Annotated in this window: 16 protein-coding genes and 1 tRNA gene; 3 read left to right on the top strand and 14 right to left on the bottom strand. The window is 64.5% G+C overall.

Annotated features, from left to right (window positions below; genetic code table 11):
- Positions 1 to 58: 58 nt before the first annotated feature.
- The 5 genes from AB4Y40_RS13475 to rpoD form a co-directional block, all read right to left on the bottom strand.
- Positions 59 to 1,225 (bottom strand): acyl-CoA dehydrogenase family protein, encoded by a 1,167-nt coding sequence (locus AB4Y40_RS13475; protein WP_368688109.1) that lies wholly within the window; start codon positions 1,223 to 1,225, stop codon positions 59 to 61.
- Positions 1,226 to 1,260: 35 nt separating this feature from the next.
- Complete coding sequence (locus AB4Y40_RS13470; RefSeq protein ID WP_368688108.1) at positions 1,261 to 2,562, bottom strand: CitMHS family transporter; 1,302 nt, start codon at positions 2,560 to 2,562, stop codon at positions 1,261 to 1,263.
- A 119-nt stretch (positions 2,563 to 2,681) separates the two neighbouring features.
- Positions 2,682 to 3,839, bottom strand: coding sequence for a CaiB/BaiF CoA transferase family protein (locus AB4Y40_RS13465; RefSeq protein WP_368688107.1), 1,158 nt, complete (start codon positions 3,837 to 3,839; stop codon positions 2,682 to 2,684).
- Positions 3,840 to 4,193: 354 nt separating this feature from the next.
- A tRNA-Ile gene (locus AB4Y40_RS13460) sits at positions 4,194 to 4,281 on the bottom strand.
- A 165-nt stretch (positions 4,282 to 4,446) separates the two neighbouring features.
- Positions 4,447 to 6,702: an RNA polymerase sigma factor RpoD gene (gene rpoD / locus AB4Y40_RS13455; RefSeq protein WP_368688106.1), complete on the bottom strand. Its 2,256-nt coding sequence runs from the start codon at positions 6,700 to 6,702 to the stop codon at positions 4,447 to 4,449.
- A 34-nt stretch (positions 6,703 to 6,736) separates the two neighbouring features.
- Between rpoD and AB4Y40_RS13450 the strand changes: the two genes are divergently transcribed.
- Positions 6,737 to 6,961, top strand: a complete 225-nt coding sequence (locus tag AB4Y40_RS13450; RefSeq protein WP_368688105.1) for a hypothetical protein — start codon at positions 6,737 to 6,739, stop codon at positions 6,959 to 6,961.
- A 36-nt stretch (positions 6,962 to 6,997) separates the two neighbouring features.
- On the opposite strand, the gene dnaG is transcribed toward AB4Y40_RS13450, so the two are convergent.
- The 5 genes from dnaG to AB4Y40_RS13425 all read right to left on the bottom strand — a co-directional run bounded on the left by dnaG (position 6,998) and on the right by AB4Y40_RS13425 (position 12,324).
- Positions 6,998 to 8,866 (bottom strand): DNA primase, encoded by a 1,869-nt coding sequence (gene dnaG / locus AB4Y40_RS13445; RefSeq protein ID WP_368688104.1) that lies wholly within the window; start codon positions 8,864 to 8,866, stop codon positions 6,998 to 7,000.
- A gap of 120 nt (positions 8,867 to 8,986) precedes the next feature.
- Positions 8,987 to 9,433 carry a GatB/YqeY domain-containing protein gene (locus AB4Y40_RS13440; RefSeq protein WP_069261329.1) on the bottom strand — a complete coding sequence of 149 codons (447 nt, stop codon included), beginning with the start codon at positions 9,431 to 9,433 and terminating at the stop codon, positions 8,987 to 8,989.
- Between the two features lie 225 nt (positions 9,434 to 9,658).
- Positions 9,659 to 9,871, bottom strand: coding sequence for a 30S ribosomal protein S21 (gene rpsU / locus AB4Y40_RS13435; protein WP_013434742.1), 213 nt, complete (start codon positions 9,869 to 9,871; stop codon positions 9,659 to 9,661).
- Between the two features lie 142 nt (positions 9,872 to 10,013).
- Complete coding sequence (locus AB4Y40_RS13430) at positions 10,014 to 10,934, bottom strand: universal stress protein (RefSeq protein WP_368688103.1); 921 nt, start codon at positions 10,932 to 10,934, stop codon at positions 10,014 to 10,016.
- Positions 10,935 to 11,103: 169 nt separating this feature from the next.
- On the bottom strand, positions 11,104 to 12,324 hold the full coding sequence (locus AB4Y40_RS13425; RefSeq protein WP_368688102.1) for an NAD(P)/FAD-dependent oxidoreductase: 1,221 nt from the start codon (positions 12,322 to 12,324) through the stop codon (positions 11,104 to 11,106).
- 170 nt (positions 12,325 to 12,494) lie between these two features.
- Here AB4Y40_RS13425 and tsaD point away from each other — a divergent pair, with 170 nt between their 5' ends.
- The gene (tsaD, locus tag AB4Y40_RS13420; protein WP_110386183.1) at positions 12,495 to 13,523 is read left to right on the top strand and encodes a tRNA (adenosine(37)-N6)-threonylcarbamoyltransferase complex transferase subunit TsaD; all 1,029 of its coding nucleotides are present in this window, start codon (positions 12,495 to 12,497) and stop codon (positions 13,521 to 13,523) included.
- Between the two features lie 77 nt (positions 13,524 to 13,600).
- On the opposite strand, the gene folE2 is transcribed toward tsaD, so the two are convergent.
- The 4 genes from folE2 to AB4Y40_RS13400 form a co-directional block, all read right to left on the bottom strand.
- Complete coding sequence (gene folE2 / locus AB4Y40_RS13415) at positions 13,601 to 14,407, bottom strand: GTP cyclohydrolase FolE2 (RefSeq protein WP_368688101.1); 807 nt, start codon at positions 14,405 to 14,407, stop codon at positions 13,601 to 13,603.
- A 168-nt stretch (positions 14,408 to 14,575) separates the two neighbouring features.
- Positions 14,576 to 16,477 (bottom strand): 1-deoxy-D-xylulose-5-phosphate synthase, encoded by a 1,902-nt coding sequence (dxs, locus tag AB4Y40_RS13410; protein ID WP_368688100.1) that lies wholly within the window; start codon positions 16,475 to 16,477, stop codon positions 14,576 to 14,578.
- A gap of 84 nt (positions 16,478 to 16,561) precedes the next feature.
- Complete coding sequence (locus AB4Y40_RS13405) at positions 16,562 to 17,443, bottom strand: farnesyl diphosphate synthase (protein ID WP_342918589.1); 882 nt, start codon at positions 17,441 to 17,443, stop codon at positions 16,562 to 16,564.
- On the bottom strand, positions 17,440 to 17,754 hold the full coding sequence (locus AB4Y40_RS13400) for an exodeoxyribonuclease VII small subunit (protein WP_368688099.1): 315 nt from the start codon (positions 17,752 to 17,754) through the stop codon (positions 17,440 to 17,442). The genes AB4Y40_RS13405 and AB4Y40_RS13400 overlap by 4 nt, the downstream gene beginning before the upstream one ends.
- Before the next feature lie 307 nt (positions 17,755 to 18,061).
- Here AB4Y40_RS13400 and AB4Y40_RS13395 point away from each other — a divergent pair, with 307 nt between their 5' ends.
- A complete protein-coding gene (locus tag AB4Y40_RS13395; protein WP_368688098.1) occupies positions 18,062 to 19,168 on the top strand; it encodes an aromatic ring-hydroxylating dioxygenase subunit alpha in 1,107 nt (368 codons plus the stop codon).
- Positions 19,169 to 19,357 lie beyond the last annotated feature (189 nt).

The following is a 19,357-nucleotide window of genomic DNA, read 5'->3' as shown; positions in this document are numbered from 1 at the left end:
TGGGTCGGGCTTGGGTCGGGCATTCGATCGCAAGGCGGCGCGATCCCCCTTGCACGGTTCAGTAAGACTTCGGCAGCCCGAGCACCTTCTCCGCGATGAAGCACATGATCATTTGCGGGCTGACGGGCGCGAGCCTTGGAATCATACACTCCCGCAAATAGCGTTCGACGTGGTATTCCTTCGCGTAACCCATGCCGCCCAGCGTGGCAATGGCCGTCTGACACGCCTGGAACGCGGCTTCGGCGGCGAGGTATTTTCCGGCGTTGGCTTCGGCGCCGCACGGCTCGCCCGCGTCGTACAGCGTGGCGGCCTTCATCACCATCAGGTTCGCCGCCTCGAGCGCCATCCACGCCTGCGCGAGCGGATGCTGGATCGCCTGGTTCTGCCCGATGGGACGTCCGAACACGACACGGTCCTTCGCATACTGCGTTGCGTGGCGCAGCGCTGCCTGGCCGAGCCCGACCGCTTCCGAGGCGATCAGGATGCGCTCCGGATTCAGGCCATGCAGCAGATAGTGGAAGCCCTTGCCCTCCTCCCCGATGCGGTCGTCCACCGGCACGCGCAGGCCGTCGATGAAAAGCATGTTCGAATCGACGGCCTTGCGGCCCATCTTCTCGATCTCGCGGACTTCGACGCGCGTGCGGTCGAGGTCGGTATAGAAAAGGCTCAGACCATCGGTCGGCTTCGCCACCTGGTCCAGCGGCGTCGTGCGCGCGATGATGAGCATCTTGTTCGCGACCTGCGCTGTGGAGATCCAGATCTTGCGGCCGGTGAGCACGTAGTGATCGCCATCGCGCACGGCCTGGGTTTTCAGGTGTGTCGTGTCGAGGCCGGCGTCGGGCTCGGTCACAGCGAAACACGCCTTGTCGCGGCCCTCAATGAGCGGCGGAAGAAACCGCTGCTTCTGTGCTTCGCTGCCGAACACCTGCACCGGATTGAGCCCGAAGATGTTCATATGCACGGCCGACGCGCCCGAAAGGCCCGCGCCGGAAGCGCTGATCGTGCGCATCATCAGAGCCGCCTCGGTCATGCCGAGCCCCGAGCCGCCGAACTCTGGCGACATCGCTATACCAAGCCAGCCGGCATCGGCGAGTGCGCGGTGAAAGTCGTGCGGGAAGCCACCTTCGCGGTCGCGTTCGAGCCAGTAGCTGTCGTCGAAGCGCTCGCAGATCTTTTCGATTGCGGCGACGATCGACTGCTGGTCTTCATTGAGGTTGAAATTCATGCGGACTTCCTCTCAAGGCAGAAACGAATACGGTGTTACAGCGGGAATACGCCCACCAGCACCGCGGTGAACACCATCAGCACCGTGGCGGCGAACAGGAATGGAATCGTGAACTTCTGATGCTCGGCGAGTTCCACGCCCGTCAGGCCGACGATCAGGAAGGTCGCCGGCGTGAGCGGGCTGACGGGAAAGCCGGTGGTCATCTGACCGAGGAGCGCCGCCTGCGCCATCTGCACGGACGGCACGCCCAGCATTTCCCCGCTCTTTGCCAGAACCGGCAGGATGCCGAAGTAAAACGAATCGGGGTCGAACAGCAGGCTGAGCGGCATCGAAACGAGTCCCAGCACGAACGGCATATGGCGCGCGTGATCGGCGGGCACATGCTGCACGACCACTTCGGCCATGGCATTGAGCATGCCGGTGCCGGTCATGATGCCCGTGAACGCCCCCGCCGCAAGCAGCACGCTCGCCATCATCAGGGCCGCCTTCGCATGCGCGTCGACGCGTTCGCGCTGCTGGTTCACATCCGGATAGTTGATCACCAGCGCCAGCACTGTGCCGATCATGAACATGACCATGGGATCGACGACGCCCGACACGAGTGTCACGAGCACGACCAGCGTGAGCACCAGATTGATCCAGAAGCGCTCGGGCCGGCGCAACGCGAGTTCCTCCGGCGTGAGCACGCGCGGGGTGGCGGCAATGCCGGCGGCATGCTCGCGTGTGAGGCCAAGGCGCTTCTCCTCGCGCTTGCCGAGCACGTACGCCGTGCCGAACACGAAAACCAGGCCGACGATCTGCACGGGAATCATCGGATAGAAGATCACGGTGCCCGGAATATGCAGGGCCGCGGAAGCGCGCAGCATGGGCCCGACCCAGGGAAGGAAGTTGACGCCCGCGGCCATCGAGGCGACGCACGCGAGAATCCGGCGGTCGAGACCGAGGCGGGTATAAAGCGGCATCATCGCGGGCAGCGTGACGAGGAACGTGACGGCGCCCGACCCATCGAGGTGGATAAGCAGCGCCAGCAGTGCGGAGCCCATGACGATGCGCGGAGGATGGCAGCCCACCACGCGCAGCACGCCGTTGATGATCGGATCGAGCATGCCCGCATCCGTCAGGATGCCGAAGAAAAGAATCGCAAAGACGAACATCCCCGCAACCGGACCGATGTTCTGCACCCCGTGAACGATGAATTTCGCGGTGGAGAACCCGAATCCCGCGGCGAGTGCGGCGACGATCGGCACGGCGATCAGCGCGACGAGCGGCGAGAGCCGCTTCGTGATGATCAGCGTGAACAGGGCGATGATCGCGAGCGTTCCAATTAGCGCGAGCATGAACCGGTCTCCCTGTGCGTACGACTGCTTGCCTCGTGGGTGGATGCCATTGCTGTCTCCTGCGCGGCGTTGCGTGCGCCGCCGTTGTGGTTATGTCCGGCTGCCTGTCGATGCGCGGGCTAGGTCTCGCGTGTTCGTTCGCCGAAGACCTGCGCCGCGTGTTCGTCGAGTGCCGGCGGCGCGCTCCGGTAAGTGGCCGGCGTGCGGCCCAGCTTGATCGGCGAGGCAATGCCGCGGTAGGTCCCCATCTCGACCTTCATTGCGCAGTGGTCGACGTGCGGATGCGCGAGCGCCGCCCCCACGCCGAGCACCGGCGCACAGGGCACGCCGTGGCGCACGAGCAGGTCGGCAAGCTGTGGGCCATCCCAGCCGGCGAAACGTTGTTCGAGTTCCGCGCGCAGTTCGTTCCGGTGCTGGCTGCGCGAGCGATTGTCGGCGAAGCGTGGATCGTCGGCGAGGTGCGCGACGTCGATCAGACGGCAGAGCGCCGCGAACTGCGTGTTGTTGCCGACCGCGAGGAAGATGTCGCCGCTGCCGGTGTGGAACATGTCGTAAGGCGTAATGTTCGGATGGGCGTTGCCGGTACGCCGCGGCTCCTTGCCCGAATAGAAGTAGTTGGGCGTGTGCGGGTGGAGGATCGAGAGCGCGCAATCGAACAGCGTGGATTCGACGAACTGGCCGCGCCCGCTTACCTCGCGCTCGCGCAACGCCATCAGGACGCCGAGGGCCGCATTGAGTCCCGTCACGAGATCGACGATCGGCACGCCGACGCGCAGCGGCGCGCCGCCTGCCTCGCCGTTGACGCTCATGAGCCCGGTCATCGCCTGGATCGCCGCGTCGTAGCCGGGCAAGGCGCCGAGCGGACCGTCCGCGCCGAAGCCGGACACGCGGCAATGGACGAGCCGGGGAAAGCGCGTGGCGAGCACGCTGTCGTAACCGAGCCCCCAGCGCTCGAGCGTGCCGATCTTGAAGTTCTCGACGAGGACGTCCGCCGTTTCGAGCAGCGCGAGCAGCCGTTCGCGCTCCGCCGGCTGGGTGAGATCCAGCACGACGCCCAGCTTGTTGCGATTGACGCCCTGGAAGTACGAAGCGGTCTCGCCATCGAACGGCGGCCCCCAGCCGCGCGTTTCATCGCCGCCGGGCGGCTCGATCTTGATCACTTCTGCGCCGTGGTCGGCGAGAATCTGCGTACAGTAGGGGCCGCCGAGAACACGGGACAGGTCCACGACGCGCAGGCCGTGCAGGGATCCAGCTGCTGGAGATGAAGGAGTGTCCATTTCGATCTGTACTACTGACTGATTGATGCCGATTGCTGAATTGCCAAGTGGTGTCTGACAGTGGAGAACGGGGATGTCCTGCGTTCTGGCTCAACGTGAGCGCACGCACAAAATTCACTGCGGTGAATGAATATTCACACACAGGAATACGCGAGGTCAAGCTGGAACCCAAAAAGCCGCACCAGGAATGTCCCTGGTGATGGATGGCCAACGGCCGTCGCCCTGCCGGCTTTTATCGGCGGCAAGGGGTGAGCCCGGGACAATCAGGCAAGAGCGAAAAGGCGAGGGGAAAAGTTCAGGCCGACCAGATGAGAGAGCTCTGGTGGCGGTCAGGGCAGCGATCGCTGAAACCCTTGGTGGGCCGGGTGGGGTTCGAACCCACGACGTCCTTTCGGAGGCGGATTATGAGTCCGCTGCCTGCAACCAACACGGCGTCCGGCCCACGAAGCTACGAGGCGTAGCGACAACGAAACAACGATGACGTATCAACAAAAAAGCCCGGTCTACCCAAAGGCCGGGCTTTTCGACGACAGGCCGACATACTACACGAAAGCGGGTCGGCCTGGCCATCTTGCACATGACTTCTGTGCATTAAAACTAATCAAACTCAATTCCCTTCAAGGAACGACTTGAGCTTGTCCGAACGGCTCGGGTGGCGCAGCTTGCGCAGCGCCTTCGCTTCGATCTGGCGAATGCGTTCGCGCGTCACGTCGAACTGCTTGCCCACCTCTTCGAGCGTGTGATCGGTGCTCATTTCGATACCGAAGCGCATGCGCAGCACCTTCGCCTCGCGCGGCGTGAGCGAGTCGAGCACGTCCTTGACGACATCGCGCATCGAGGCGTGCAGCGCGGCGTCGGCAGGCGCCACCGTGTTGTTGTCCTCGATGAAGTCGCCCAGATGCGAATCGTCGTCGTCGCCGATCGGCGTTTCCATGGAGATCGGCTCCTTCGCGATCTTCATGATCTTGCGGATCTTGTCCTCCGGCATTTCCATCTTCTCTGCGAGCGTTGCCGGATCCGGCTCGAGACCGGTTTCCTGCAGGATCTGCCGCGAAATGCGGTTCATCTTGTTGATCGTTTCGATCATATGAACCGGAATGCGGATCGTGCGGGCCTGGTCCGCGATCGAGCGCGTGATGGCCTGACGGATCCACCACGTCGCGTAGGTCGAGAATTTGTAGCCGCGACGATATTCGAACTTGTCCACCGCCTTCATCAGGCCGATGTTGCCTTCCTGGATCAGGTCGAGGAACTGCAGGCCACGGTTCGTGTACTTCTTCGCAATCGAGATCACGAGACGCAGGTTCGCCTCGGTCATCTCGCGCTTCGCCTGGCGCGCCTTGAGTTCACCGGCCGCCATCTGGCGGTTAGTTTCCTTCAGGTCCTTGAGCGGCAGCACCACGCGCGCCTGCAGATCGAGCAGGCGCTGCTGCTGTTCGCGGATGGCCGGAATGTTGCGCGAAAGGATGCCGCTATACACATGGCTCTCGCCGACGATCTTCTCCGACCATTCGAGGTCGGTTTCATTGCCCGGGAAACGCGCGATGAACTCCGAGCGCGGCATGCCGCACTTGTCCACGACCGTGTGAAGAATCTGGCGTTCGACCTGGCGCACTTCGTCCACCTGCGCACGCAGCGTGTCGCACAGGCGCTCGACCGTACGCGCCGTGAAGCGGATCGACATCAGCTCGTTCTGGATGGTTTCCTGCGCCTTGAGGTAAGACTTCGACTTGTAGCCTTCCTTCTCGAACGCGCGGCGCATCTTGTCGAACCACTCGCTGATGAGCGCGAACTTTTCGAGCGAGGCACGCTTGAGGGCTTCGAGCTGCGCCGCATTGGCCGTCGCCTGCGCCGCGCCGTCGTCCTCTTCCTCCTCCTCTTCTTCTTCCTCTTCGGCCTCTTCCTCTTCGTCCTCGTTCTCGATCTCTTCCGCTTCCTTGGCGTTGAAGCCGTCGGTGTCTTCGGCGTTCGGATCGATCAGGCCGTCGACGAGCTCGTCCACGCGAATCTCGTCGTTCGCCACGCGTTCGGCCATGGCGAGGATGTCGGCAATGGTGGTCGGGCAGGCGGAGATCGCCATGACCATGTGCTTGAGGCCGTCTTCAATGCGCTTGGCGATTTCAATTTCGCCCTCGCGCGTGAGGAGCTCGACCGTGCCCATTTCGCGCATGTACATGCGCACCGGGTCGGTCGTGCGGCCAAATTCGGAGTCGACGGTGGAGAGCGCGACTTCCGCTTCCTCTTCCACTTCGTCGTCCGAGGAAGCGTTGGGCGCGTTGTCGTTGAGCAGCAGCGTTTCGGCGTCGGGCGCCTGCTCGTAGACGGCCACGCCCATGTCGTTGAACGTGCTGATGATGCCTTCGATCGCCTCGGTTTCCGTGAAGTTGTCCGGAAGGTGATCGTTGATTTCCGCATAGGTGAGGAAGCCGCGCTCCTTGCCGAGCTTGATGAGCGCACGCAGCTTCGTGCGGCGCTCCTCGAGCTCCTCGACGGTGCCGGGCTGCGACGACGCAAATGCGTCTTTCAGCAGCGCCTTTTCCTTCGCTCGCCGGTCGCGCGCGCGGGTGGTCTTTTCGACCTTGCCCGCGGCGGGGGTGCTGTCTTCGCTCTGGTTTGCGTCGTCATCGACGGGTACTTCATTCAGCTTTTTCGTCATGGAGTTCGCCGTACCGGCTAGTGTCTCGACTCGCGGCTGCTGGACAACAGCCTCTTGAACCGTGGATGCTTGAGCCTCGCGCTCTGCCGCATCGTCCTCGACGGCAGGCACTTCCCTTGCACTTCTCGAACCGGACCGCTTCGTTGCCGGCTGCGTAGCGGCTTTCGCCGCACGGACAGGCGCTGCTCGCGCAGCCGAAACAGTCATCGACCTCTTCCGGGTAGCCGGTTCCGAACGGTTGGTGGACTCACTGCCCGACGACCGGGCGGAAGAACTGGCAACTGTGGCCTCTGTGACCTTGCTGGTCGGCTCCGTCGAGCCCTTGCCTGTTGCCTTTTTTCCGCCTGTAGTCTTTGCCATTGCCATTCCGCCCCTTGCTGGAAAACTGGACATTCACGGATTACCCCAACCCATTATGCCCACCCGGAAAAAACAAAAACAAACCGCTGAAAACCTGTTATTTTAGCACGCAGGGCAATAATCCCCCTGTGCGGTCCTTCCCTTACAAACCGAGCTGACGTTTCATGTCAGCCCGCGTCTGATTCAGTGACATCAATTCGGCAAGTTCCTCAGGCGTATGTCGCGACTGCCGCGAAAGCGCGTCCAGGCGATCGCAACAGGCGTCGTACCGCATTTTCAGGATTGCCGCCGTCAATTCTTCGCTCACGAGCCGCTCCTGCTCGCGGCGCTCCTCTACTGCAGCGCCATCTTCCGGATTTTTCATCAGCAAATCCCGAACGTTTTCATCATAGTCCAGAATTTCGCGAAAAATCTCCTCGAAGGTTGGAGCATTGGCCCCATTTCTCAGCAGGTCCGAAAGGAGCTGAAATTCCGCCGAGTCGCCCAGCGCCCGCGCGTGAGTAGTCACTTCCTCGAACAGCTCGCCGTGGCGCGTCAGTCCAATCAGCGCTTTTTCGGCCTCTTCTTCCAGTTGCAGCACGATGCGCGGATGCATCACGAGGTTGCGCAGCGCCTTGCGCTCGATACCGGTCACAAGGTGCCGGTCCTTGCGTGCGGGCGCCTGGCGCGCCGCCTGGGCAATGCGCGCGTCGACTTCGCACAGCGCGGCCACTTCCTCGAACGGCACGTCCAGGCGGTCCGCGAACATGTGCATGATCTGCGCCCGCAGGGCGTTCGCCGGCAGCTGCTGCAGCAGCGGCTTTGCGTCGAACAGCGCCCGGGCGCGCCCTTCCGGCTGGTCCAGTTCCTTGTCCGCCAGCACCTCGTTGAGCATGAACTGGGACAGCGGCATGGCCCGCTCGACCTGCTCCGAGAACGCCTCGGCGCCGAATTCGCGCACATAGCTGTCGGGGTCGTGCTCCTGGGGCAGGAACAGGAAGCGGATCGTGCGGTTATCGGCCGCGTGCGGCAGGCACGCGTCGAGCGCACGGCGCGCGGCGCGGCGGCCCGCCGAGTCGCCGTCGAAGCTGAAGATCACCGTGTCGGTCTGACGCATGAGCTTCTGCACGTGGATCGGCGTGCACGCGGTGCCGAGCGTCGCCACGGCGTTCTGGAAACCCAGCTGCGCGAGCGCGACGACATCCATATACCCCTCGACCACCAGAACATAGCGCTGTTCCCGGATCGCGAGGCGCGCCTCGAACAATCCGTACAGTTCGCTGCCCTTGTTAAATAGCGGCGTTTCCGGGGAATTCAAATACTTCGGCTCGCCGCCGTCCAGCACGCGGCCGCCAAAGCCGATGACCTGACCCTTCACGTTGCGGATCGGGAACATCACGCGGTCGCGGAAGCGGTCGTAGCGGCGCGCCTGGCCTTGCGCGTCCTGCTTTTCGCTGACGATCACGAGGCCCGCCTCGACCAGCGCATCGTCGCGATAATTGGCAAACGCAGATTCGAGGTTCTGCCATCCATCGGGCGCGTAGCCGAGGCCGAAGCGCGCGGCGATTTCGCCCGTGAGGCCGCGCTTCTTGAGGTACTGGATGGCGTTGGTCGCGCTGCGCAGCTGCTTGCGGTAGTAGTCGCAGGCGGTCTGCATGACATCGGAGAGCGCGGTGGTGACGGCCTTCGAGGCTGCCGGCGCATAGCCGCCCGCGCCGCCGCCGCCGCGCATGGGCGAAGGCTCTTGCGGCACGGTCAGGCCGACCGACTGGGCGAGTTGCTCGACGGCTTCAGGGAAAGTCAGTCCGGCGTGCTCCATGAGGAAGCCGATGGCGGTGCCGTGCGCGCCACAGCCGAAGCAGTGATAGAACTGCTTGGTTGGACTAACCGTGAACGAAGGGCTCTTCTCGTTGTGGAACGGACACAAGCCCATGAAGTTCGCGCCGCCCTTCTTGAGCTGCACGTAGCGACCCACCACGTCGACGATATCGACGCGGTTCAGCAGGTCTTGCAGGAACGAATGCGGAATCATCGAAGCGAGCGCGCTTGAGCAGCCGGGGCTCGCGCGGCCCTATACGTGACATACGCGTGACGTACGGGCCTCGCGGCGTCGCCCTGGGCCGGGCCGGCGCCGCGTGCGAGCCGGGTGCGCTTACTTCGAGAGCGCGGCTTTGACGAGCCCGGAAACGGCCGTCATGTCGGCGCGCCCGGCCAGCTTCGGCTTGAGCACGCCCATCACCTTGCCCATGTCCTGCGGACCGGCTGCGCCCACCTGGGCGACGGCGGCCTGCACTTCGGCGGCGATCTCGGCGTCCGAGAGCTGCGCGGGCATGTAGGCGGTCAGGACGACCAGCTCGGCGGCCTCCTTCTCGACGAGATCGGTGCGGCCCGCGGCCTCGAACTGGCTGATCGAGTCCTTGCGCTGCTTGATCATCTTGTCGATGACGGCCGTGATGCCCGCGTCGTCGAGCGTCACACGATCGTCGACTTCACGTTGCTTGATAGCGGCGAGCAGCAGACGAATCGTGGCGAGGCGTTCGCTTTCGCGCGCACGCATCGCGGTTTTCATGTCGTCGTTGATCTGGTCTTTGAGACTCATCACTCACCTGAAATACGTTGGGGTTGCTGGAATGCAAAAACCCGCCTGGAAACGCTTCCAGGCGGGTTGGCGCAAATTCGACATGGTTGCGACCACACCAGAGGACAGCGGCGGCCGCGTTGCGCGATGAAATCAGAGGCCGCGGACCGGCTGTCCACGTTGCCGCAAAATCTACGCGAGGCCCACGCTGGAACTGCGCGGCCACGCGCCACGGCTACGCCGGAATCAGTACAGCTTCTTCGGCAACATCTGGCTGCGCAGACGCTTGAAGTGGCGCTTCACCGCCGCCGCCTTCTTGCGCTTGCGTTCAGCCGTGGGCTTCTCGTAGAACTCGCGCGCGCGAAGCTCGGTCAGGAGACCGTTCTTCTCGATCGTGCGCTTGAAGCGGCGCATGGCGACTTCAAAGGGTTCGTTTTCTTTTACGCGGATGGTCGTCATTTTCCAATAACGGATCGGGGGTAAAGAAGATTGAGTATAGCAGTTCCGGATTTGCGCATCGCGTGCCGGTTTGGGGGGAAACCCCAATTCCGGCAGCCGCACCGACCGCCCGCAGAGCCTTCCCCGGCGGGGCTGCGCAGCATCAGGCAGCGCCCGGCCCGACCAGCAGCAACGGCACATGCGTGATCTCGATGGCGCGCTGGGCGACGCTGCCGAGCAGCCAGCGCGCGACACCCCGCCGGCCCTGCGTGCCGAGCGCGACGAGATCGGCCTGCCAGTCCCGCGCTTCGCGCAACACGGCGTGGGCAACGTCGTCGCGCATGCGCCCGGTGGCCACGAGCGCCGTTTCATAGGCGCGGCCTGACACGTCGAGCTGCGTGTGTGCGCTGGCCAGCGCCTTGCGCCCGAGGTCGGCGAGCGCATCTTCCAGCACCGAACCGGGCACCGGGTCGCCGGCCACGCTGCTGCGATCGACGACATAAACCGCGCGCAACGTGGCTTGCGGCTCGGCCAGCCACAACGCCGCGTCGATCGCCTGCGCCGAGGCCGGGCTGCCGTCCGTCGCCACCAGAATGCGGGCGAGCGGCGCGTGACCGTTCGTTTCTTCGTACTCCACGGGCACGACCAGCAGCGGGCAAGGCGCGCAAACCGCGAGCGCGCCCGAAACCGATCCGTCGACCCAGCGCTTCATGCGCCCCTGGTGCCGCGTGCCGACGACCAGCATGTCGGCCTGCCAGTCGCGCGCCGCATTGGCGAGCGCAGGCACGACAGCGCCTGCTTCGGCGGACAGACCGACCACCTGCCCTTCGACCAGCGCGACTTGTCCGTTGAACGCCGACATCGCGTGCTCGAGCGTGCGCTCGGCGGCGTGGAGATATTCGTCGCGCGCCGCGTTGAGCGCGCCCGTCATCCACGCATCGCCCGCGGTGTAAGCGCCGCCCGCATTCCACGCATCCGGCTGTTCGGCCGCGCAGACGATACGCACCTGGGCGTCGCGCGGCACCACGCGCGACGCGAAACGCAGTGCCTGCGTCGATGCCTTCGAATCGTCCACGGCAATCATGATTCGCCGCAGGGGCCCGCGCATTTGCACGCTGTGCTGCTGTTCCTCTCGATTCACGTTTCGTACCTTTTCCTCGTGGGTCAGGCATTCAAGCGTGAACCTCGGACGCCGAGCCAACAATGACAAGGGTCAACCGCGAGAGATTCGGCACGGCGTATCGGTCAGAAAATCAGCCAGCGCCCAGCGAATATTCGGCGGCGGCTTCCCCGGCCGCGACGCCCGAGGCCCAAGCCCACTGGAAGTTGTAGCCGCCGAGCCAGCCCGTCACGTCCACGGCTTCGCCTATGAAATAGAGGCCCGGCACGCGCTGGCTCATCATCGTCGCCGACGAGAGTTCGCGCGTGTCCACGCCGCCGCGCGTGACTTCGGCCTTCTTGTAGCCTTCGGTGCCCGTGGGGGTGAGCGTCCACTGGGCGAGCCCTTCGCCGATCTTGCGCAGCGTTTTATCGGGCAGATCGGCGATCCGCGCGTCGGCCTTCACCTGATGCGCCTCCAGCCACACGTGTGCGAGGCGCGACGGCACCCACTCGGCGAGCAGGTTGGCGATCTGGCGTTTCGTCGCGCCCTTGGCTTCGATCAGCGCCGCCCCCGGATCGTGCTCGGGCAGCAGGTTCACGCGGATCGGCTGGCCCGGCTGCCAGAAGCTCGAAATCTGCAAGACGCCGGGACCAGAAAGGCCGCGATGCGTGAAGAGCAGGTCCTCGTCGAACGCGCCGCCGGTCTTGCGCTCGCCCGTCGCCACGTGGACTTCGAGCGAAACGCCCGCGAGCGGCACATAGGGCGCCCACTCGTCCTGCGCGAACGTGAGCGGCACGAGCGCGGGGCGCGTGTCGATGAGCTTGTGGCCGAACTGCTTCGCGATGCGATACGCGAAGTCGGTTGCGCCGATCTTCGGGATCGACAGGCCGCCCGTCGCGATCACCAGCGCTTTCGCGTGGATCTCGCCCTGTGGCGTGCCGAGCGTGAAGCCCGCGCCGTCGGCGTGGCTCACCGCTTCCACCGGCAGCGGCCGGCGCCACGCCACCTGGCCCGCGTCGCACTCGGCGCGCAGGACGTCGATGATCGCCTCGCTCGACTGGTCGCAGAAAAGCTGGCCCTTGTGCTTTTCGTGCCAGGTCACGCGATGCTGGCGCAGCAGCGCGAGGAAGTCGCGCGGCGTGTAGCGCGCGAGCGCCGACCGGCAGAAATGCGGGTTGTGAGAGAGATAGTTGGCCGGGCTCGCCTGCAGGTTCGTGAAGTTGCAGCGCCCCCCACCCGAGATGCGGATTTTTTCCGCGAGGCGCGGCGCGTGGTCGATCAACGCCACGCGGCGGCCCTGCTGGCCCGCCACCGCCGCGCACATCATGCCGGCCGCCCCTGCGCCGATCACGGCGATGTCGAAAGATTCCATGGCGCGCATTCTACCTGCGCGGCGGCGGGGCTTGTCCGCGGGGAGCGCCGCTTGCCGCCCTCAACCGGCTTCGACGCACGCTGCTATACTTTTACGTTCTGTTAATTCTTGATTTAGCGACGGTTTTTGGCGGGCTCGTGCCGCGCAATGCCGTTGCCCTGCCCCACATCATGCTCGTTCTCGGCATCGAAAGCTCCTGCGACGAAACCGGCCTCGCGCTCTACGACAGCGAGCGCGGCCTGCTCGCGCACGCGCTGCACTCGCAGATCGCCATGCACCGCGAGTACGGCGGCGTCGTGCCGGAGCTGGCCTCGCGCGACCATATCCGCCGCGCGCTGCCGCTGCTCGAAGAAGTGCTCGCGAAGAGCGGCGCGGCGAAAAGCGACATCGACGCCATCGCCTTCACGCAAGGCCCCGGCCTCGCCGGCGCGCTGCTCGTGGGCGCGAGCATCGCCAATGCGCTCGCCATGGCCTGGAACCGGCCGACCGTGGGGATTCACCACCTCGAAGGGCACCTGCTTTCGCCGCTGCTGGTCGATGCGCCGCCGCCGTTTCCGTTCGTCGCGCTGCTCGTGTCGGGCGGCCATACGCAACTCATGCGCGTGACCGACGTGGGCGTCTACGAAACCCTCGGCGAGACGCTCGACGACGCCGCCGGCGAAGCCTTCGACAAAACGGCCAAGCTGCTCGGCCTCGGCTATCCGGGCGGCCCGGAAGTCTCGCGCCTCGCCGAGTTCGGCACGCCGGGCGCGGTCGAACTGCCGCGTCCGATGCTGCATTCGGGCGATCTCGACTTCAGCTTCAGCGGCCTCAAAACGGCTGTGCTCACGCAAGTGAAGAAACTCGGCACGAACATCTGCGAGCAGGGCAAGGCCGACATCGCGCGCGGTTTCGTCGATGCAGCCGTCGAGGTGCTGGCCGCGAAATCGCTCGCCGCGCTCAAGCGTACGAAGATGAAGCGCCTCGTGGTGGCGGGCGGCGTGGGCGCCAACAAGCAATTGCGCGAGACGCTTTCGGCGGCGGCGCAAAAGCGCGGCTTCGAGGTGCATTACCCGGACCTGTCGCTGTGCACCGACAACGGCGCGATGATCGCGCTCGCGGGTGCGCTGCGCCTCGCGCGCTGGCCCGAGCAGGCCACGCGCGACTACGCGTTCACGGTGAAGCCGCGCTGGGATCTGACCTCGCTCGCGCAGCAGTAAGCCGTTTGCCGCCGCAGAAGCAAAGAAGCCGCCCAAGGGCGGCTTTTTTGTTGACGGCGCAACCTGTGCGGCCCGCTTTACGCGGCGCGCTTGTCGTGCTCGATCACGGCGTAGGCGCTGTGATTGTGGATCGACTCGAAGTTTTCGGCTTCGAGCGTATAGGCGATCACGCGCGCATCGGCGTTCAGCCGCACGGCGACGTCGCGAACGAGGTCTTCGACGAACTTGGGGTTCTCATACGCGCGCTCGGTCACGAACTTCTCGTCCGGACGCTTGAGCAGGCCCCACAGCTCGCACGACGCCTCTTGTTCGGCGATGCGAACGAGGTCTTCCACCGGCAGGTCGCCTTCGAACTCGACGTTCATCGTCACGTGCGAGCGCTGGTTGTGCGCGCCGTACTGCGAGATCTTCTTCGAGCACGGGCACAGGCTCGTCACGGGCACGAGCACCTTGAGGAACAGGCGCGTCTGTCCGTTGCGCACGTCGCCCGTGAGCGTCACTTCGTAGTCCAGCAGACTTTCCACGCCCGACACCGGCGCCACTTTCTTCACGAAGTACGGGAACGTCACTTCGATACGGCCCGCCTGCGATTCGAGCTTCGCGAGCATCGCGGCCAGCATCGCGCGGAACGTGGCGGGTTCGAGCGGCGCCTTGTTCTCTTCGAGCAGCGCGACGAAGCGCGACATGTGCGTGCCCTTCTGGTCGGCCGGCAGATGAACGTCGAGATTCCACGTGCCGACGCTCGGCTGGACGTCGCCCGCGGCCGTCTTCACCGTGAGCGGATGGCGCACGGCCTTCACGCCGACGCGCTGGATCACGATCTGACGGGTATCGACGGAGCTTTGGACGTCCGGCATCACGAAGGCCGGGTTCATCTGATTCATGTTCTTATCCTCAAGCCGCGCCATAGGCGGCGCGCAAATAACAAACGCCGGCATGAGCCGGCGTTTGCTGGCGGAAAGCCGGGTAGGAAACCCGCCCGCCAGTTCAAATGTGAATTGGGCTGCCGCGAGGGCAACGCACCAATCAAACTATCGCGATCTCAATCGACCTCAGGCAACGCGCATCACCGACTTGCCGGACACTGCCTTGTCGAGAAAGCGCTCGCGAATCGATTTCGCGATGCCTGCTGCGTCGAGCCCACAGCCCGCCAGCAGCTTCGCCGGGTCGCCGTGGTCGATGAAGCGGTCGGGGAGGCCCAATTGTAGTACGGGCTTGATAACCCCACTTTCAAGGAGGGCTTCCACGCAGGCCGAACCGGCGCCGCCCATGATGCAGCCTTCCTCGACGGTCACGAGGTAGTCGTGCGTTTCGGCGAGCTGCTTCACGAGGTCCGCGTCGAGCGGCTTCACGAAGCGCATGTTCGCCACGGTGGCGTCCAGTTCCTCGGCGGCCTTGAGCGACGGCGCAACCATTGTGCCGAACGCGAGGATCGCGATACGGCTGCCTGCCGGCGCCTTGCTCTCGCGGCGGACTTCGCCCTTGCCCACCGGCAGCGCGGCCATCTGCTTGACGGTCGCCACGCCCGTGCCCGCACCGCGCGGGTAGCGCACGGCCGTCGGGCAGTCCTGCTGGAGCGCCGTGTAGAGCATCTGGCGGCATTCGTTTTCGTCCGACGCCGCCATGATCATCATGTTCGGAATGCAGCGCATGAACGCGAGATCGTACGCGCCCGCGTGCGTTGCGCCGTCCGCGCCAACGAGACCCGCGCGGTCGATCGCGAACACAACCGGCAGGTTCTGCAGCGCCACGTCGTGAATCAGCTGGTCATACGCGCGCTGCAGGAACGTCGAATAGATTGCGACCACGGGCTTCAAGCCTTCTGCCGCGATGCCGCCCGCGAACGTGACTGCGTGCTGCTCGGCGATACCGACGTCGTAGTAGCGATCCGGGAAGCGCTTTTCGAACTCAACGAGGCCCGAGCCTTCACGCATGGCCGGCGTAATGCCAATCACGCGCGAATCGAGTTCAGCCGCGTCGCACAGCCATTCGCCGAACACCTGCGTGTAGGTCTTCTTGGCGGGCGTAGTCGACGGCTTGATGCCTTCGGCCGGGTTGAACTTGCCGGGACCGTGATACAGGACCGGGTCGGCTTCGGCGAGCTTGTAGCCCTGGCCTTTCTTCGTCACGACGTGCAGGAATTGCGGGCCGCGCAGTTCCTTGATGTTCTGCAGCGTCGGGATCAGCGAATCCAGATCGTGGCCGTCGATCGGCCCGATGTAGTTGAAGCCGAATTCCTCGAACAGCGTAGCCGGCACGATCATGCCCTTCGCGTGCTCTTCGAGCTTGCGCGCGAGGTCCAGCACCGGCGGCGCATGGCGCAGCACGCGCTCCACGCCCGCGCGTGCGGCGGCGTAGAAGCGGCCCGACATGAGGCGCGCGAGATGGCGATTGAGCGCGCCCACCGGCGGCGAAATCGACATGTCGTTGTCGTTGAGGATGACGAGCAGCGGCACATCGTCTTCCACGCCGCCGTTGTTCAGTGCCTCGAAGGCCATGCCGGCCGTCATCGCGCCGTCGCCGATCACGGCGATGCCCATGGCGTTGTCGCCCTTGAGCTTGCTCGCCACAGCCATGCCGAGCGCCGCCGAAATCGACGTGCTCGAGTGCGCGGTGCCGAACGTGTCGTACGGCGACTCGTCGCGTTTCGGGAAGCCCGAAATGCCGCCGAGTTGGCGCAGCGTCGACATCTGGTCGCGACGGCCCGTCAGGATCTTGTGCGGATAGGTCTGATGGCCCACGTCCCAGACGATGCGGTCGCGCGGCGTGTCGAACACGTAGTGCAGCGCGATCGTCAGTTCGACCGTACCGAGGTTGGACGACAGGTGGCCGCCCGTCTGCGAGACGCTTTCGAGAACGAAGGCACGCAGTTCGTCGGCAAGCGGTTGCAACTGGCGGCGATCAAGGCGGCGCAAATCCGCCGGGTCGTCAATGGTTTTCAGCAAGTCGTACATCGTCGTTCCATTGTAGGAAAACTGGCGCTCCCGCACTTTTTCTGCGCATTACTTCCGTTTCATGCGCGTGGGCGGGTTGCGCGGTCAGCTCACCCGGTTCACCACCAGGTCAGCGAGTTCGGCGAGGCGCTGAGCGCGCGCGCCGAACGGTTCGAGCGCCGCGTGCGCGTCGGCGCGCAACTGCTGCGCGAGCGCACGCGAGGCATCAAGACCGATAATCGACACGTAGGTCGGCTTGCCGTCCTTCGCGTCCTTGCCCGCGGTCTTGCCGAGCGTTGCGGAGTCGGCGGTGACGTCGAGAATGTCGTCCACCACCTGAAAAGCGAGACCCACGGCCGCCGCGTATTTGTCGAGCGCGGCAAGGCTTTGCGCCGAAGGCGTCTCGCCCGCCAGCGCGCCCATGCGGACCGCGGCGCGCAGAAGCGCGCCGGTCTTCAGGCGGTGCATCGTTTCGAGCTGCTCGCGGGTGAGCGAATGGCCGACGCTCGCGAGGTCGATGGCCTGGCCGCCGGCCATGCCGATCGAGCCGCTGGCCAGCGCGAGTTCGCGCACGAGCGATGCCTGGTGCTGGGCACCGAGCACTTCCGAGGTCAGCGTGACGAAGGCTTGCGACTGCAGCGCATCGCCCACCAGCAGCGCCGTCGGTTCGTCATATTTGACGTGTACGGTGGGTTTGCCGCGACGCATGTCGTCGTCGTCCATGCACGGCATGTCGTCGTGCACGAGCGAGTAGACGTGGATCATTTCGAGCGCGCAGGCCGCCGCGTCGAGCGCTTCCGGCGTGGCGTTCGTGAGTTCGCCCGCCGCGTGGCACAGGAGCGGACGCACCCGCTTGCCGCCGCCCATCACGGCATAACGCATGGCGTCATGCAGCGGCGCCGGCAGCACGTCGGCAGCCGGCAAATAGTGATCGAGCGCGCTTTCGACCCGGTCGAGTACCTGCCGGGTCCATTGGTCAAATGTCATAGATCGTCGTCTCCGCCCGCTGCGGAGTCTGTCGTATTGAGGGGCACGGGCCGCAGCGTCTCGCCGTCGAGCACGCGCACCTGTTGTTCAACCTTTTCGAGCTGCTGCTGGCAAAAGCGCACGAGCGCCGCGCCACGGCGGTAGGCTGCAAGCGATTCTTCCAGGCTCAGGCTGCCGCCTTCCATGCGTGCAACGAGCCCGTCGAGCTCCGCCAGCGCCGCCTCGTAGCTCTCGGGCAGGGCTTCGCCCTCGGCCAGCCCGGCTGCGCTTTCGCCCGCGCCAGCGCGGTCTTTCGATGCGGATTTCGCCATGAGTCGTCGCCAGAATGAAACAAGGCGGACATTCTACGGCAAAAGGTCCCTTTCGACCCGCTCCCCGGCTTGTGTACCCTCTCGACCACACGCTCGGGGCCAGTACAAATCGGTTCCAGAAGGCCCGATTACCCGTGCCTTTGTCTCATATTTCCTGAATTCCTGCCGTCTTTCCGGTGTAATTTTGGCAAAAATCAGTCACTTAGCTACCCCATGACGGGGTAACCGGGTATAATCGCCGGCTCCCTAAATCGAATCTTCGATGGTTGGGTTGTTCACTGCTTTCACGTCTTCATCGGGAGTGGGAATGTCCAATCTGAGCAATGCATTGCAGCTGAAGTCTATCCACAGCCAGCTGCCAGTCACCGCTTATTTTGACGAAGCGCTACTCAAGCGCGAAATCGACACGCTTTTCCAGAAAGGTCCTCGCTACGTCGGGCACGAACTCATGGTGCCCGAGGCGGGAAACTATTTTGCGTTGCCCGGCGAAAAAGAAGGCCGCGTGCTCGTTCGCAACAAGAGCAACGAAATCGAGCTGCTCTCGAACGTGTGCCGGCATCGCCAGGCCATCATGCTAAACGGTCGCGGCACGGCAGACAACATTGTATGTCCGCTGCATCGCTGGACCTATGACCTCAAGGGCGAACTGCTCGGCGCACCGCACTTCGCGGACAAGCCGTGTCTGAACCTGAACAGCTCGCCGCTCCAGAAGTGGAACGGGCTGCTGTTCGAATCCGCGGGCCGCGACGTCGCGCGCGATCTCGCGCGCCTTGGGCCGGCGAAACACCTCGACTTCACGGACTACCTGTTCGATCACGTCGAGGTGCACGAGTGCAACTACAACTGGAAGACCTTCATCGAGGTCTATCTGGAAGACTATCACGTCGTGCCGTTCCACCCGGGCCTCGGCAACTTCGTCTCGTGCGACGACCTCCAGTGGGAGTTCGGCGAGTGGTATAGCGTGCAGACGGTCGGCGTGCACAAGCACCTCGGCAAGCCGGGCAGCCCGACGTACCGCAAGTGGCACGACGAAGTCCTGCGCTTTCGCAACGGCGTGCCGCCCGAGTTCGGCGCGATCTGGATGGTGTACTACCCGAATCTCATGATCGAGTGGTATCCGCACGTGCTCGTGGTCTCGTGGCTCATCCCGCAGGGCACGCAGAAAACGACCAACATCGTCGAGTTCTATTACCCCGAGGAAATCACGCTGTTCGAGCGCGAGTTCGTCGAGGCCGAGCGCGCCGCCTATATGGAAACCGCCGTCGAAGACGACGAGATCGCCGAGCGCATGGACGCTGGCCGCCGGGCGCTGTTCGAGCGCGGCGTTTCCGAAGTCGGCCCGTATCAGAGCCCGATGGAAGACGGCATGCAGCACTTCCACGAGTTTCTGCGCCGCGAGCTGGGATCGATCTGACGCGCGGCCTGGCGCCGGCGTCGGGCAGCGCGAACGCATCACGGAAAGACGGGCTTAGGCCCTAATGCCGTTCAGTTAAGGTCCCGTTTCAGGTTCCGAACGGTGTAGCGGAAAGGTCTGGACTTGACGGCCCGGGCGCAAGAGCGCCCGGGCCGTTTTTTGTTGGCAAGCTGCTTGAGCCGTTCGCGC

Origin of the sequence: Paraburkholderia sp. EG287B, assembly GCF_040965595.1 — a bacterium.
GTDB lineage: Bacteria > Pseudomonadota > Gammaproteobacteria > Burkholderiales > Burkholderiaceae > Paraburkholderia.
Note: the sequence above shows the minus strand (reverse complement) of the source record. Positions and strands in the feature narration are given on the sequence as shown.

What these genes read in the sequence shown, in the direction of transcription:
- AB4Y40_RS13465 (WP_368688107.1), bottom strand. Translation starts at nt 3,839, where the DNA reads ATGGACACTCCTTCATCTCCAGCAGCTGGATCCCTGCACGGCCTGCGC.
- AB4Y40_RS13425 (WP_368688102.1), bottom strand. Translation starts at nt 12,324, where the DNA reads ATGGAATCTTTCGACATCGCCGTGATCGGCGCAGGGGCGGCCGGCATG.
- AB4Y40_RS13440 (WP_069261329.1), bottom strand. Translation starts at nt 9,433, where the DNA reads ATGAGTCTCAAAGACCAGATCAACGACGACATGAAAACCGCGATGCGT.
- AB4Y40_RS13405 (WP_342918589.1), bottom strand. Translation starts at nt 17,443, where the DNA reads ATGACATTTGACCAATGGACCCGGCAGGTACTCGACCGGGTCGAAAGC.
- rpsU (WP_013434742.1), bottom strand. Translation starts at nt 9,871, where the DNA reads ATGACGACCATCCGCGTAAAAGAAAACGAACCCTTTGAAGTCGCCATG.
- rpoD (WP_368688106.1), bottom strand. Translation starts at nt 6,702, where the DNA reads ATGACTGTTTCGGCTGCGCGAGCAGCGCCTGTCCGTGCGGCGAAAGCC.
- AB4Y40_RS13395 (WP_368688098.1), top strand. Translation starts at nt 18,062, where the DNA reads ATGTCCAATCTGAGCAATGCATTGCAGCTGAAGTCTATCCACAGCCAG.
- dnaG (WP_368688104.1), bottom strand. Translation starts at nt 8,866, where the DNA reads ATGATTCCGCATTCGTTCCTGCAAGACCTGCTGAACCGCGTCGATATC.
- dxs (WP_368688100.1), bottom strand. Translation starts at nt 16,477, where the DNA reads ATGTACGACTTGCTGAAAACCATTGACGACCCGGCGGATTTGCGCCGC.
- AB4Y40_RS13430 (WP_368688103.1), bottom strand. Translation starts at nt 10,934, where the DNA reads ATGATTGCCGTGGACGATTCGAAGGCATCGACGCAGGCACTGCGTTTC.
- AB4Y40_RS13400 (WP_368688099.1), bottom strand. Translation starts at nt 17,754, where the DNA reads ATGGCGAAATCCGCATCGAAAGACCGCGCTGGCGCGGGCGAAAGCGCA.
- AB4Y40_RS13470 (WP_368688108.1), bottom strand. Translation starts at nt 2,562, where the DNA reads ATGCTCGCGCTAATTGGAACGCTCGCGATCATCGCCCTGTTCACGCTG.
- folE2 (WP_368688101.1), bottom strand. Translation starts at nt 14,407, where the DNA reads ATGAATCAGATGAACCCGGCCTTCGTGATGCCGGACGTCCAAAGCTCC.
- tsaD (WP_110386183.1), top strand. Translation starts at nt 12,495, where the DNA reads ATGCTCGTTCTCGGCATCGAAAGCTCCTGCGACGAAACCGGCCTCGCG.
- AB4Y40_RS13475 (WP_368688109.1), bottom strand. Translation starts at nt 1,225, where the DNA reads ATGAATTTCAACCTCAATGAAGACCAGCAGTCGATCGTCGCCGCAATC.